The organism is Bacillus pretiosus, assembly GCF_051294775.1.
Taxonomy (GTDB): Bacteria; Bacillota; Bacilli; order Bacillales; family Bacillaceae_G; genus Bacillus_A; species Bacillus_A wiedmannii.
On the sequence record NZ_JBPPHF010000003.1, the window covers coordinates 334,878 to 348,610 of the forward strand.

General features: G+C 35.9%; 14 protein-coding genes. 10 read left to right on the top strand and 4 right to left on the bottom strand.

Translation table 11 applies throughout. The features are described from left to right. The first annotated feature begins 173 nt into the window (after nucleotides 1–173). Nucleotides 174–1,190 (top strand): LacI family DNA-binding transcriptional regulator, encoded by a 1,017-nt coding sequence (locus ACSG5Z_RS18235; RefSeq protein ID WP_088062396.1) that lies wholly within the window; start codon nucleotides 174–176, stop codon nucleotides 1,188–1,190. 38 nt (nucleotides 1,191–1,228) lie between these two features. On the opposite strand, the gene yhfH is transcribed toward ACSG5Z_RS18235, so the two are convergent. Beyond that, entirely contained in the window at nucleotides 1,229–1,357 is a 129-nt protein-coding gene (gene yhfH / locus ACSG5Z_RS18240) for a protein YhfH (protein ID WP_000567010.1), read from the bottom strand. Between the two features lie 180 nt (nucleotides 1,358–1,537). Here yhfH and ACSG5Z_RS18245 point away from each other — a divergent pair, with 180 nt between their 5' ends. From ACSG5Z_RS18245 to ACSG5Z_RS18270, 6 genes are all read left to right on the top strand, one after another. After that, on the top strand, nucleotides 1,538–2,272 hold the full coding sequence (locus tag ACSG5Z_RS18245; protein WP_088608395.1) for an MBL fold metallo-hydrolase: 735 nt from the start codon (nucleotides 1,538–1,540) through the stop codon (nucleotides 2,270–2,272). A 9-nt stretch (nucleotides 2,273–2,281) separates the two neighbouring features. Then, nucleotides 2,282–3,271 (top strand): lipoate--protein ligase, encoded by a 990-nt coding sequence (lplA, locus tag ACSG5Z_RS18250; RefSeq protein WP_097908043.1) that lies wholly within the window; start codon nucleotides 2,282–2,284, stop codon nucleotides 3,269–3,271. A gap of 173 nt (nucleotides 3,272–3,444) precedes the next feature. Beyond that, nucleotides 3,445–3,873, top strand: a complete 429-nt coding sequence (locus ACSG5Z_RS18255; protein ID WP_435711923.1) for a hypothetical protein — start codon at nucleotides 3,445–3,447, stop codon at nucleotides 3,871–3,873. A gap of 161 nt (nucleotides 3,874–4,034) precedes the next feature. Further along, complete coding sequence (locus ACSG5Z_RS18260; RefSeq protein ID WP_435711924.1) at nucleotides 4,035–5,567, top strand: fatty acid--CoA ligase family protein; 1,533 nt, start codon at nucleotides 4,035–4,037, stop codon at nucleotides 5,565–5,567. Between the two features lie 113 nt (nucleotides 5,568–5,680). Next, nucleotides 5,681–5,932, top strand: a complete 252-nt coding sequence (locus tag ACSG5Z_RS18265; RefSeq protein ID WP_435711925.1) for a hypothetical protein — start codon at nucleotides 5,681–5,683, stop codon at nucleotides 5,930–5,932. A 200-nt stretch (nucleotides 5,933–6,132) separates the two neighbouring features. Continuing rightward, entirely contained in the window at nucleotides 6,133–6,201 is a 69-nt protein-coding gene (locus tag ACSG5Z_RS18270; protein ID WP_404841060.1) for a hypothetical protein, read from the top strand. Between the two features lie 152 nt (nucleotides 6,202–6,353). Here ACSG5Z_RS18270 and cytK2 read toward each other — a convergent pair whose 3' ends face one another. Together cytK2 and ACSG5Z_RS18280 are read right to left on the bottom strand one after the other, a co-directional pair. Then, entirely contained in the window at nucleotides 6,354–7,364 is a 1,011-nt protein-coding gene (cytK2, locus tag ACSG5Z_RS18275; protein WP_097858123.1) for a beta-channel forming cytolysin CytK2, read from the bottom strand. Between the two features lie 157 nt (nucleotides 7,365–7,521). Further along, nucleotides 7,522–8,067 (bottom strand): TetR/AcrR family transcriptional regulator, encoded by a 546-nt coding sequence (locus tag ACSG5Z_RS18280; RefSeq protein WP_098129995.1) that lies wholly within the window; start codon nucleotides 8,065–8,067, stop codon nucleotides 7,522–7,524. 385 nt (nucleotides 8,068–8,452) lie between these two features. Between ACSG5Z_RS18280 and ACSG5Z_RS18285 the strand changes: the two genes are divergently transcribed. From ACSG5Z_RS18285 to ACSG5Z_RS18295, 3 genes are all read left to right on the top strand, one after another. Then, on the top strand, nucleotides 8,453–9,559 hold the full coding sequence (locus tag ACSG5Z_RS18285) for a metallophosphoesterase (RefSeq protein WP_097908048.1): 1,107 nt from the start codon (nucleotides 8,453–8,455) through the stop codon (nucleotides 9,557–9,559). A gap of 226 nt (nucleotides 9,560–9,785) precedes the next feature. Beyond that, nucleotides 9,786–10,763, top strand: coding sequence for an HD domain-containing protein (locus tag ACSG5Z_RS18290; protein ID WP_435711926.1), 978 nt, complete (start codon nucleotides 9,786–9,788; stop codon nucleotides 10,761–10,763). Between the two features lie 139 nt (nucleotides 10,764–10,902). Then, nucleotides 10,903–11,805 (top strand): AraC family transcriptional regulator, encoded by a 903-nt coding sequence (locus ACSG5Z_RS18295; RefSeq protein WP_098147836.1) that lies wholly within the window; start codon nucleotides 10,903–10,905, stop codon nucleotides 11,803–11,805. Between the two features lie 179 nt (nucleotides 11,806–11,984). Here the strand turns inward: ACSG5Z_RS18295 and ACSG5Z_RS18300 are convergent, their stop codons facing one another. Further along, nucleotides 11,985–13,727, bottom strand: coding sequence for a sensor histidine kinase (locus ACSG5Z_RS18300; RefSeq protein ID WP_435711927.1), 1,743 nt, complete (start codon nucleotides 13,725–13,727; stop codon nucleotides 11,985–11,987). Nucleotides 13,728–13,733: the final 6 nt, after the last annotated feature.

The following is a 13,733-nucleotide window of genomic DNA, read 5'->3' on the forward strand; positions in this document are numbered from 1 at the left end:
AAATATGCCTACTATAAACTTCTAAAAGTAGTATAAACTCTCCTCCTATTAACAGACTTTTCCCTATGTATAATATTAATATAGTAAAATCATATCAACCAATATTGCAGTTTCCAATAATATACTATATAATCAGTTTAAGAAAACGTTTTCATGCAAAGGGGGAGGATTTCGTGTCGACTATAGAGGACGTGGCGAAATTAGCGGGGTTATCAAGGACAACGGTTTCTAGGGTGATTAATAATCATCCATATGTTTCAGATGAGAAGAAAAAAAGGGTTCAATTAGCAATGAAGCATTTAGGTTTCGTTCCTAATTCTGCGGCGAGAAGGCTTCGTAAACAAAAGACGGAAACAATTGCGGTGCTAGTTCCAAGGATTACAAATCCTTTCTTCAGTAGATTTATTGAAGCAATCGAGATTGCTGCTTCTGAACATAAATATAAACTGATTATTTGTCAAACAAGATATTTACCGGAAAAAGAGATGGAGTATTTACAATTATTATCTACGAAACAAGTAGATGGGATTATTCTATGTTCACTAGAAAATCCGTGGGAAGATGTAGAGCCATACTTACAGCACGGTCCAATCGTGTTATGTAATGAATATATTGAGGAAGCAAATGTTCCAACAGTGAAGTTTGATCATGCGCAAGGAGCATACATAGCTGCTAAGCATGTGTTAGAACAAGGATATCGTAATCTTATTTTTTGTCGTGGTAACGAAACCAAAGTGGTTAGCCAGCAGCGAAAAATGGGCTTTTTACGTGCAATAACTGAGAAGAGCCGCCAAGTAGAAGCGATCGATTTTCTTGAAAACGCTTTCTCTTGGGATGATGGAAAGAGAATATTCCATGAAGTATTAAAGGACAAAAAAAATCCTACCGCGATTTTGGCAGGAGGCGATGAAGTAGCAGCTGGAATTATTTCAGAGGCGAAACGCCATGACTGGAGCATTCCAGATGATCTCGCTGTTATCGGTTTTGATAATCAAATTTTATCACAGATTACAGAGCCAGGTATTACGACAATTGAACAGCCAATCGATGAGATGGCCCGAAAAGTTGTTGACCTGATGATGGATAAAATCCATACGAAAAATTATCGGAAAAAAGAATTGTATGAGTTTGAACTGGAGCTCTTGGTGAAAGGTTCGACGATGAAGAAGGATACGATGTTATTAGCCTAGTAGACTATGTCTGCTAGGTTTTTTATGTTCATAAACTACTATTCTTCGTGAACGCAGTCATCACATTTGTTATGGTATGCTTCGTGCTGCTCATCAATTTCTTTCCCGCAATGTGCACAAGTTTTCGTCGGTAAATTTCTGAAAAACTCCATTGGTTGATCGATCATGTCAATCCCTCCATTTCCATTTCTTACTATTATTGTATTAGTACAAAAAACAAAAGTCAACAACTGTTTTATAACAAAGTTGAAAATTAATGAAAAAGTTTAGGAAATGGATTATAGTTAACAATGTAGAATGTAAGTAAAACATGCATTCCTACTCGGTTTTAGAAAGGATGGATACATATGAAAATGACTGTTGTCGGCTTTTGGGGCGGCTTTCCAGAAGCGGGAGAAGCAACGTCGGGGTATTTGTTTGAACACGATGGTTTTCGTTTACTTGTAGACTGTGGTAGTGGTGTACTAGCACAGCTTCAAAAATATATAACACCATCTGATATAGATGCAGTTGTACTGTCACACTATCATCACGATCATGTTGCAGACATTGGGGTATTGCAATATGCGAGATTAATTACAAGTGCGACAAAGGGACAACTACCGGAATTACCAATATACGGTCATACGTTTGACGAGAATGGATTCCATTCTTTAACGCATGAACCACATACGAAAGGAATCGCGTACAATCCAGAAGAAACACTTCAAATTGGACCGTTCTCGATTTCATTCTTAAAAACTGTTCATCCTGTTACATGCTTTGCGATGCGTATTACAGCTGGTAGTGACGCTGTAGTATATAGCGCTGATTCAAGTTATATTCCTGAATTCATTCCATTCACAAAAGATGCTAATCTTTTCATTTGTGAGTGTAATATGTATGCACATCAAGAGGCTGCAAAAGCAGGGCATATGAATAGTACAGAAGTAGCAAGTATTGCGAAAGATGCGAATGTAAAAGAACTTTTATTAACGCATTTACCGCATACAGGCAACACATCTGATTTAGTAACAGAAGCAAAACAAATTTTCAGTGGCCATATTACGCTAGCGCATAGTGGTTACATTTGGAACTCATGAGGTGATACGATGTTATTTATTGATAATAAAGGGATTACAGATCCTAGAATAAACTTAGCAATTGAAGAATATTGTGTGAAGAATTTAGATATTAACGAAACATATTTACTGTTCTACATTAACGAACCTTCCATTATCATTGGTAAAAACCAAAACACAGTAGAAGAAATTAATGCAGATTACGTAAAAGAACAAGGAATTCATGTCGTTCGTCGTCTATCAGGCGGAGGTGCAGTATATCACGATTTAGGAAACTTAAACTTCAGCTTTATTACGAAAGATGATGGCGACAGTTTCAGCAACTTCAAAAAATTTACAGAACCTGTAACGAAAGCGCTTGGTAAATTAGGTGTAAATGCAGAACTAAGTGGTCGTAACGACATTTTAGCTGAAGGCAGAAAAATTTCAGGTAACGCGCAGTTCTCAACGAAAGGTCGTATGTTCAGTCACGGTACGTTACTATTTGACTCTGAAATCGATCACGTCGTATCAGCGTTAAAAGTAAAAATGGATAAGATTCAATCAAAAGGAATCAAATCAATCCGTAGCCGCGTTGCGAACATTACAGAATTCTTAAATGAAAAAATGACGACAGAAGAGTTTAGACAACTTCTTCTAGAAACAATTTTCGAAGGGGAAACAGAAATTCCGACGTATGAATTAACAGAAAATGATTGGAAAGAAATCCATAAGCTTTCTGAAGAACGTTACCAAAATTGGGATTGGAACTACGGAAAATCTCCGAAGTTCAACTTACAACATTCACACCGCTTCCCAGTTGGACAAGTTGACGTTCGTCTTGAAGTGAAAAAAGGAACAGTAACAGAATGTAAAATTTACGGTGACTTCTTCGGTTCACTAGATGTGCATGACATTGAAGAGCGTCTAACAGGCGTACAATTTGATAAAGATGCATTCACTGTAGCTTTAGAAGATGTAGATATCAAACGCTACTTCGGTAATATTACAACAGAAGATTTCTTACATTTATTCTTCTAAAAATAAGGGAGGCTGCCGTAACGGGCAGCCTCTTTATTTTTGCGTAGATTGTCACGTTTTATCGGTAAGTCGATATATTTTAAAAATCACCGATATAATTTCACTCATCATAAAATCACAGGACATTTGCCTCTCATAAAGGAATATATATATTCAAAAGGAGGCGGATTGAAATGAGAAGGCTAATGTACGTTGCATTACTGCTCAGCTTCGTCATCGGAATGATAGCTTGTAACGATGAAACTTCCTCAAGTCGCACACTTTTATCGATTGGAAAGCCAGGGAAGGATAATGTTATATACTTTACGAATACGGATAATAAACGAAAGATAGCTGATATACAAACTATGTTTCAAAATAAGAAATGGAAAAGAAATGAAGCTTTTAGTACGATGAATAAAACGCCAGATCTTGTCTTGTCAATAGATGAGGCCAATACCGGGTTACCGACATTATATGTAACATTGTTTTTTCATGAACACGGAGCGGATGCAATCAACTTGTATGGGGAGCATACGAGCTTGAATAAAAAGGAACTAGAAAAACTTAGTAAAAAGATGAGTGCATATTATCCTGAAATGATTTTAGCCTTAGTTTCATAATGTGTAGGCGAATAGAATTCCCTTATTTTTCTAAAGTGAATCAACAGGAGGTGATCCTTGTATATGCAGTTAATGGAATATCACTTGCTACTTTAATTTTCTTTTAATATAATTAATTTAGAATTTTTAAATATTCTAAATTTTATAAAGGTGGGGTTTGTGTGAATCTCGTTCAATCTTTGGCTGAAACGGCGAAAAAGAAGGGGGATAAACCGGCTTATATATTTATGGATCAGTCGGTCTCATATGACCAATTAAACAAAATGGTCACAAGGTTTTCTAGCAATTTAGCAGAAATGGGCATTGGAAAAGGGGACAATGTCGCATTAGTTGTTGGAAATTCACCACATTTTTTGGTCGGTTTATACGGAACAATGAAAGCTGGAGCAACTGTTATTCCAGTTAATCCAATTTATACAGCAGACGAAATGCATTATATTTTACAAAATGGAGATGTAAAAACAATCATCGTACTCGACGTCCTTCTACCTGTTATACAATCTCTTACAACAAGACTTCCTTCACTTGAAAATATCATCATATGCGAAACCTCATCAGATTTTAACTATACAGAAACCGAAAAAATGAAAACGTTTACGAGAATGGTAGGGGCTGGAGATTTAACTTTTGAAGGCCCAGAATTAGATGAAGAAGATGTAGCGGTTATTCTATACACTTCAGGTACAACTGGAAAACCGAAAGGTGCGATGTTAACACATAAAAACTTATATAGTAATGCGAGCGATGTAGCGTCGTATTTACAATATACTGCGGATGATCGCGTCGTTGCGGCTTTGCCAATGTTCCATGTATTTTGCTTAACAGTGGCGGTAAATGCACCGATTGTGAACGGAGCAACTATTTTAATGTTACCGAAATTTAGTCCGAAAGAAGTATTCCGTATTTGTCGCACGTACGAGCCAACGATTTTTGCTGGTGTACCGACGATGTACAATTATTTATATTTATTCGAAGAAGCAAGCGCAGAAGATGTAAAGACGCTTCGTCTTTGTATTTCAGGTGGTGCGTCAATGCCAGTTGCTCTTCTGCAAAACTTTGAAAAACGTTTTGACGTAATCGTTTCAGAAGGATACGGTTTATCAGAAGCATCACCAGTTACTTGTTTTAACCCGCTAGATCGTCCGAGTAAACCTGGGTCGATCGGTACAAATATTTGGCATGTAGAAAATAAAATTGTGAACGAACTTGGGGAAGAAGTACCTGTCGGTGCAGTCGGTGAATTAATTGTTCGCGGGCCTAACGTTATGAAAGGATACTATAACGCGCCAGAAGATACAGCAGCGACATTGAAAGATGGTTGGCTGTATACAGGTGACTTAGCGAAAATGGATGAAGAAGGTTACTTCTATATCGTTGATCGTAAAAAAGATATCGTCTTAGTTGGCGGTTATAACGTATACCCTCGTGAAGTAGAGGAAGTATTGTATACACACGAATCTGTAGCAGAAGTTGTCGTAATTGGCGTTCCTGATGAAAACTTAGGAGAAGCAGTACGAGCATACGTCGTTTTGAAACAAGCTAACGTAACAGAAGAGGAACTTATGCATTATTGCACATTACATTTAGCAAAATATAAAGTACCAAAGAGTATCGAGTTTTTAACAGAATTACCAAAGAATACGACAGGTAAATTGTTAAGAAGAGCGTTAAAAGAGAAAGCGATGCAAGTTTAAAAATGGGGGGCAACCATCTTTATGAAGGTGGTTGCCTTTGTATTTTTTAGAATTGGTTAAGCTATAGTCCCATATATTTAAACCGTAATATGACTAATAAGGAGGAGATATACGTGGAGCAAAAGGAAGTGCGTTTGCGGCGAGTACAATATCTTATTTGTGACATTATGGATGAAATGAACGCTGAAAGTGAAAAGAAAAACTTAGAAATTTTGCAGCAAGTCATTGATCATCTTTCAGGTGCGATAGGTGATTTAGTGGATCCATCAAGCTCGTATTCTATTGATTATTTGGAAAGAAAAGTTCACACGGCGCATTATTTACTGTTTAAAAATGAGCGAAAGGCATATTTGTGTAGGAAATGATATTTTTTACACTTCATTGATAATTATTATCAATGGAGGGATTGTGTTGCGTATATTCATATAGAAGCAGCTGATACATACGATGTTAATTTTAAAACTTATAAAGAGCAAACAAATGAAAATATGAAACTACTAAAAAATGTGCTGCTTAAAAAAATTATTGGGGTGCGAAGTATGTTAATAGTTTAATTCAAGAAAATATTTCAGTTGGAGCAGATAAGGGCTGGGTTCCAGATGAAGCGGTAAGCCGCGCGGAAGCAGTACAATAACATAATATATTTTATCAGTAGATATTGATTCGGGGGATAAGGATGATTGTGTTACGAAAAAATGAATATTGTATATTTTTACCTAAAAGAAATGAAAAGTTTGCTGTTCACATAAAAAACCGAACCACCATCTAAATAGCGGTTCGGTTTTTTTATTTTTTCTCTACTAACTTTTTATTCTTCCAATCTAGTGTGAATGATTTATTAAATGTTTTTTGATCAACGTCTTTTACGTTGTTTCCAACCCAGTTTGCAGTTCCGAATGTGTAGCCTGGACGAAGTTGGTAGTCGTCGGCGTGTTTTGTATAAGCGACTTGTAGGTTAGATTGGTCTGTATTTTTTTCAGAGATAACAACAGCAATCATACCAGGAGAGAAACCGCTATTTGTTAACGCTGGAAGTTGATCCATCGGTATTAAATTACCTTTTGCATCAGATTCATATAGGTATGTGCGAGAGTACATGAACAGTTGATTTCCATATAAAGAATGGTAGGAATCACGTGTGTAAATACCCCAGTTTTGATTGTTATATCCGTTAAAGAATACGTTCCATTTTACATTTTTATTTGTTTGGTCAATTAAGTTTGTTTTATAACTTGTTTGTTTATAGCTTACAGAGTCAGACCAAGTGACTTGGCCAGTTGCACCAGCTTCAGCGCTAGGCCCATTTGGAGTTGCAGAAGCTTTAACAGAACCACCAAGTTGATAAGATACACTAGATGTTACAGTCGTTTCTTCTACAGCATTTGTAGGTGCTACGTTAAAGAAACGAGCGCTGTTATCTTGAAGGTTAAATGCAATATCATACTGTGAAGGATAGCGTAATGTTGCACTAGCGCCAGGGATTGGATAGTTATCAATAGGCGCACTACTTATAGTAGGATTTGCCTTTAGAAAACTACCAGTTGTATTAATAACAGCAATCTGTTTATCGGCGCTTGGATCATCGATAAAAGTTACCTTTAAAGACATTGTCATATTATCAGTTTGATCATTATTAAATGTATTATAGCTCGTATGTGTTTTTGCGTTTTGCCCGATATCTGTTACAACTTGTGATGTCGTTTGAGCGTAAGCAGCAGGTGTTGAAAGAGTTAAAGCGCTACTAGCAAAAACAGCGGATAATGCTAAATATTTTAAATATGTGTTAGAACGTTTCATGCAATCACTCCCTTTTATTTTTGTCGATATATGTCGCATTTCATTTATATCGTAACATGAAAATAAAACGGGAGGGATGCATATGCAGAATTGCATAGATGAGTTTTGGATAATGGAATTTTATCAATCCTTATCAAGGGAATCACCGCTGTATTGTTTATATATTCCTCCTCATTAATTCCCCAACTTGCGTCGCAACATACTCAACATCATTATCAATCTCATCCAACACGTAAGATTCCAAAATGCCCATGACAGCTGTTCCTAAAAATTTTAAAACGATGTGTGTATCAATGTTTTTATTTACTGACGTATTTGTGTTTAATTTTTTTTCTAGTTCACCCATGATGAACGTTAGGAACTTTTTCTGAAATGATAATGTGCTGTTGCTTCTAAATAACGATGCGAAAAATGGCTTGTGTTCTTTGAAGTATTCAAACCATATGACAGTTCCTTCTATATAGCCTTTTGTTTGTTTTATATCGCATATTTCTCTTAATTGATTTAAATGGTCGTCGACAATTTTATCTAATAAATTGTACTTATCTAGATAGTGTAAGTAAAAAGTTTTTCTTCCGATGTTCGCTTTTTCTGTAATGTTTTTTACTGTAATTTCGTCAAAGCCATCTTCAATTAACATTTCAATAAATGCGGATTGAATGGCGTTTTGTGATTTTATAATTCTTCTATCGATTTTCTCCATATGATGTTCCTCCGTTATTGATACATATATTTCGTTATGTGTGTATTATCACCCAAATGCGTAAATATGGTCATTGAAACAAGTGGTTGCTCGTTTTATTATAAATATACACGTGAGTATTAACTCTCACAAGTGTAAATTTATAATAAAGTAAGGGTGGTTTTATATATATCAGTTACGAAGAGAAATGTCCGTTTTTATGCAAGAGGATTACAAGTTTCTATAAAGAAAATCTGTAAAAGTAATTTTGTTTTGAATTGCACCTCTAATTGTTAGATTTGCATCTAGCAGTTAGAGGTTTTTATTGTGAAGATTGCTGCGCTTAATATTTACGTTAAACGTGCATAACAAGATATAATAGAAGAAATCAAGAAGGAGGCTGACTGTGAAAAATCTTCGTTATTTCAATATATTTACTATGTTAATTGTATACACACTACTCATGTTTTACATCGGCTGGAACGGTTGGGTGTGGCTTCATGCGGTATTTGGCTGGGAATCTTGGGGATATTACGCTTTCGTAGTCGGATTTATTTCATATGCGTACATTCTCGTGCAAGTGTTTAAGTTTCTGCCATTTCTACGAACGATAGGTTCGATTTGGTTTGCGGTCATACAATATGCGCTTATGCTGTTGCCGTTAGCAAATATTACGGTCTTTCTTTTACAGTTTTCAGTGGAGAAAGAAGCGGCAATTATTTGGACAGGAACGGCCGTGTTACTTGCGTTTATCTTTATTTTTGCATATGGGGTATTCAACGCATATAGCCCAGTAGTTAGAAAGTACGAGGTGCACATACCGAAAAAAGTAGAGGGACGTAAAAGCTTACGCATTGCGATGGCTTCTGATATGCATTTCGGTAAATTATCCGGTGTTTCGCATTTAAAAAGACTTGTCCGTCATGTAAATGAGATGGAGCCTGATATTATTTTACTGCCAGGTGATATTATCGATGATCATCCAGGTGTGTTCATTCAAAAAAATATGGGACCAATTATGAAACAAATGAAAGCTCCACTAGGCGTATATGGTGTGTTAGGAAACCACGAATATTACGGACGAGCGGTTCCTGAATTTTTACAAGAGATGGATAAGATTGATATTCGTATTCTGTTAGATGAAGTAATTACAATTGAAGATCATTTTTATCTCGTTGGAAGAAGAGATAAAACAGAGCGAGATCGCCAAAGCTTTGAAAATTTAATGAGTACGGTAAATAAATCTATGCCAGTAATTGCAATGGATCACCAACCATTCGAGTTGAAACAAGCAGCGGAGGCTGGCGTCGATTTACTACTATCCGGCCACACGCACCGCGGACAAATGGCGCCGAATCATATTGTAACGAGAAGAATGTACGAACTAGACTGGGGATACGCACAAAAAGGTGCATTCCACGCGATTGTTTCTTCTGGTTTCGGATTCTGGGGACCACCGCTTAGACTTGGAAGTAGATCAGAGATTGTACAGGTGGAAGTTACGTTTGAATAGGTGTATAAAATAGAGAGCGAATTGCTCTCTATTTTTTAAAATAAAAAAAGGCTCCACATAAGGAGCGCTCAATAAAAACAAATGAATAAAAAGAAATAACAGACACGTATAATATACAATACTGATAATTTTGTATCAATATATTAGGATTTAATATTTATGTTGATGTCGATTTTATAAAAAAGGTACGATTAAAAGACGTTGCTGAAATAAAGGGGGATTATAAGTGGTTATATCAGATGTTATATACGGTGAATTTAAAGTGGATCAAGTAGTAGAAGAATTAATTTTAAGTAGGCCTGTACAAAGGCTGAAAGGCATCCATCAAAACGGTGCAAGTTATTTAGTGAACGAGAAATGGAATGTGACGCGCTTTGATCATTCAGTTGGCGTTATGTTGTTAATTAAGAAACTTGGTGGTTCAGTAGAAGAACAAATTGCAGGTTTACTGCATGACGTATCACATACTGCTTTTTCACACGTGATTGATTACGTTTTTCATAATGAGGGTGAAAGTTATCATGAAGAGATATTTAGTTCCGTCGTGAAAAACTCAGAAATTCCAGCGATTCTTTCGAAGTATGGTTATAACTATGAAGATATTTTATTAGATGATTCGAAATGGACGTTACTCGAAAGGTCAGCACCAGAATTATGCGCAGACAGAGTTGATTATACGTTACGAGATATGTATACATATGGGTATGTTTCTTTAGAAGAAGTTCACAGTTTTTTAGAGGATGTCATTGCTGTAGATGGGAAAATGGTCCTTCAAAATATCGAAATAGCTGAATGGTTTGCAGAAACGTATTACAAAGAAGTAATCGATTTCTTTATGCAACCAATGAATATTTACGGAAACGACATGTTAGCGAAAACGTTAAAGTTAGCACTTCATAAAAGGGTTATTCATGCAGATGACTTTCTTCTTGAAGATGATGAGCTAATTTCGAAATTGCAGCAATGTAATGATCCAGAAGTACATGTTTTATTAAGAAAAGTTCATCTGAATGTAAAAGCAAAAGAAGATAGAAAAGATTATGATTTGTATCAGAAAAATAAAGTCCGTCTTATTGATCCTCCGTTACTTCGTGAAGGTGAAGTTGTTTCATCGTCTGTCGTATCAGAAAACATAAGACAGATGAGCGAAATCGCTTATGAAAAAGCGGTGAGAGGGATGTATGTGAAAGTGATTTCGGATTAAAGGAGGAGAGCATTCCTTCATACATAACAACGAAATACATATAAAAAAGTTACAATGTTTTATGGAATTATAGTAAAAAACGTCAAGAATTGGATAGGATTCTCTTTTATCATAATACATATAAGGCGGGTGAACAGAGATGGAAAGCTATGAAACACAAATTCAAAGGTCAATTGATTATATTGAGGAAGATGTCATGGAAAAACAGACGCTGCGTAATTTAGCACGTATTGCAGGTTTTTCTGAGTCACATTTTCATCGTGTATTTCAGGCGTTAGTAGGTGATACAGTAATGGAGTATGTTCGAAAGAGGAGGTTAGCCCGGGCAGCTTATCAACTTTCTCATACGGATGAAAAAGTTATTGATATCGCATTTGAGCATGGCTTTCAATCTCATGAAACGTTCACGAGAGCCTTTAAAAAATTATTTCAAATGACACCGAGTGAATATCGAAAACAAGAAATTGAAACGCCGATGTATTACAGCGTGAATGTAAAACAAAGAAAATTAAATCCGTATTTAGGAGGCATACAAATGGAATATCGTATTGTAAATAAACCAGAATTTTTAATGGCGGGTTATGAACTGAAGACGACAAGTAAAGAAGGGAAAAACCATCAAGACATCCCAGCATTTTGGCAAGAATATTTACAAAAAGATCTTGGAACAACGATTCCGAATCGTAAAGATACGAGCCAATGGGTAGAGCTTGGATTATGTACTGATTTTAATTTAGAAACGGGCGACTTCACTTATATTATCGGAATGGAAGTTACAGGCTTTGAAAATGTACCAAATGAAGTTGCGAAGCGTACTTTCCCAGCAGCGACATATGCTGTATTTACAACGCCGAAAGTTCCTCATGAAGAAATGGTATCGTCTATTCACCAAACGTGGAATGCTGTATTCTCAGAATGGTTCCCGCATTCAGGATATGAACATTGTGGCGTTAATGAATTTGAACTATACGATGAGCGTTCCCATGCAGATAAAAGTGAGTTGGCTCAAATTGAACTTTGGATACCAGTGAAGAAGAAATAATAGAAAGAAAAGCGAGCCACTGAGTGGTTCGCTTTTTTTCATATAGGCCGCTATATTTGACGATTTTTGTCGGTAAGTCGATATATCTTGAAAATCGCTGATATATTCAGAAAATCGCCGATATAATTTCATTTACCGTCAAACTTCCCCATAAGAAAAGACGCCACATAGCGCCTTTTCTACGAATGAAACGGAAACACAAGTATAATCGTCGTTCCTTTCCCGAGTTCGCTGTCAATAGAAATTGTTCCGTTATGAGCATGAACGAGCTGTTTTGTAATAGCGAGGCCAAGTCCCGTTCCGATGTTGCTTTCTTCTGTATTTGTTCCTCTATAATATCGCTCAAAAAGAAGTTCTTTCGTTTTATCATCCATTCCTTTTCCGTTATCTGAAATAGAGAGTGTAAATGAATTTTCATTTTGCGAAAGTTTTACGATGACATTTGTCGTTTCATTATTATGTTTTACAGCGTTTACGAGTAAGTTTTCGATAATACGCTGGAACCATTTTTCTTCAATGAAATATTGAATTTTGTTTGAGCTTGGTACGAATTCAATATTTTGATTTTGAAGTGTTGGGTTATTAATAAATTGTAATAATACTTTTTGAACGAATTGATTCATTTCAATGTTTACGTGCTGCGCAGGAAGACTGTTATTTTTTAATTGATACGTTAAGCTTAAGTCATCAATTAATGTCGTCATATATTGCGATTTCTCTTTCATAACGCTGCCGAATTGTTGAATGTCACGATCAGTCCAGTTGTACTGCTTTGATTCTAGTAATAATGCGTAGCCATAAATAGAGCTAAGTGGCGTTTTTAAATCGTGCGTTAGACCGGTAATCCATTCTTCACGTGTTTGCTGCAGTACTTGCCTCATCGCATCATTTTTTTTGAGTGTAATAGAAAGGTGCTCTAGTGAATTTGTCACATCACTAAATAAGCGGAATGACCATTTTTCTTTACCAGATTGCCGGAACCTGACAGGTTTCCCTTTTTTACTAACAGGTTCTTCGTACTTTCCACCAGCGATGTTTTTAAGCCAGCGCATCGCATGGAGTAACGGTTTTCCAAATTTATTACCGTACCAAATAGAAAGAATGACTAAATAAACAAATACGATAAGAAGGATTAATCCGCATCCGATTAGAAACTTTTTAGTAAATACATCGTCTATTTCATCATCTGGATAGTAGTACTCATTTTTGGCAGTTACAACAAGAAGATGATTGCTATTTGTGTCGTAAAAGCTAGACGTGTTTTCTTTATGATTCCACGGTTCCTTTTCGCTAAGAGCAGCTTGTATGACAGAAAACGTTTTTTTCTTTCCATCTGGATAGGAGAATACTTCTTCGCCATCACTATTAAAGATTTGAAGTGCTGCTTTTTCTTTAGAAAGTAACTGTTTTTCTTCTTCTGTTAATGTGAACGAATCCGTAGATACAGACGGGTGCTCTTTCTGGATTGTTTTCAGTAATACATTGCTTTTTAACATACCGCCGTATATAACAAGTACGTTCTTTTCTTCTAGTTCAATTTCCCAATATGTAAATGTATAAGGGCTTTCTATATGATTCTGTATATACGAGAATAAAAATGTTTTCGTATAAGATGTCGGTACGTCACTCGGCGTATTAAAGTGATAGAGAACTTTTCCATTTTCCTCTACAACTTGAATCCAATCATTTTTTTCTTTAATTAAGTCTTTTACTTCAGCTTTTAACGAAATATCGCCATCTTCTGAAGAGATATATCTTGAAATCATAAAATTATCAGCATCTGGAATATTCGGTTCGTATGAAGTACTCGTAACAAGAAAAATTAAATACGTGAAAGCCGCTACTACAGCAATCAGTAATGTAACTAAAACAAATACGTGTTGCATGATAAACTGAATAATAAGTCGTTTATTAAAGTTCATATCGTC

Coding starts and splice junctions, on each gene's coding strand:
- lplA (WP_097908043.1), top strand. CDS start 2,282: ATGTTATTTATTGATAATAAAGGGATTACAGATCCTAGAATAAACTTA.
- yhfH (WP_000567010.1), bottom strand. CDS start 1,357: ATGATCGATCAACCAATGGAGTTTTTCAGAAATTTACCGACGAAAACT.
- ACSG5Z_RS18295 (WP_098147836.1), top strand. CDS start 10,903: ATGGAAAGCTATGAAACACAAATTCAAAGGTCAATTGATTATATTGAG.
- ACSG5Z_RS18245 (WP_088608395.1), top strand. CDS start 1,538: ATGAAAATGACTGTTGTCGGCTTTTGGGGCGGCTTTCCAGAAGCGGGA.
- cytK2 (WP_097858123.1), bottom strand. CDS start 7,364: ATGAAACGTTCTAACACATATTTAAAATATTTAGCATTATCCGCTGTT.
- ACSG5Z_RS18255 (WP_435711923.1), top strand. CDS start 3,445: ATGAGAAGGCTAATGTACGTTGCATTACTGCTCAGCTTCGTCATCGGA.
- ACSG5Z_RS18300 (WP_435711927.1), bottom strand. CDS start 13,727: ATGAACTTTAATAAACGACTTATTATTCAGTTTATCATGCAACACGTA.
- ACSG5Z_RS18280 (WP_098129995.1), bottom strand. CDS start 8,067: ATGGAGAAAATCGATAGAAGAATTATAAAATCACAAAACGCCATTCAA.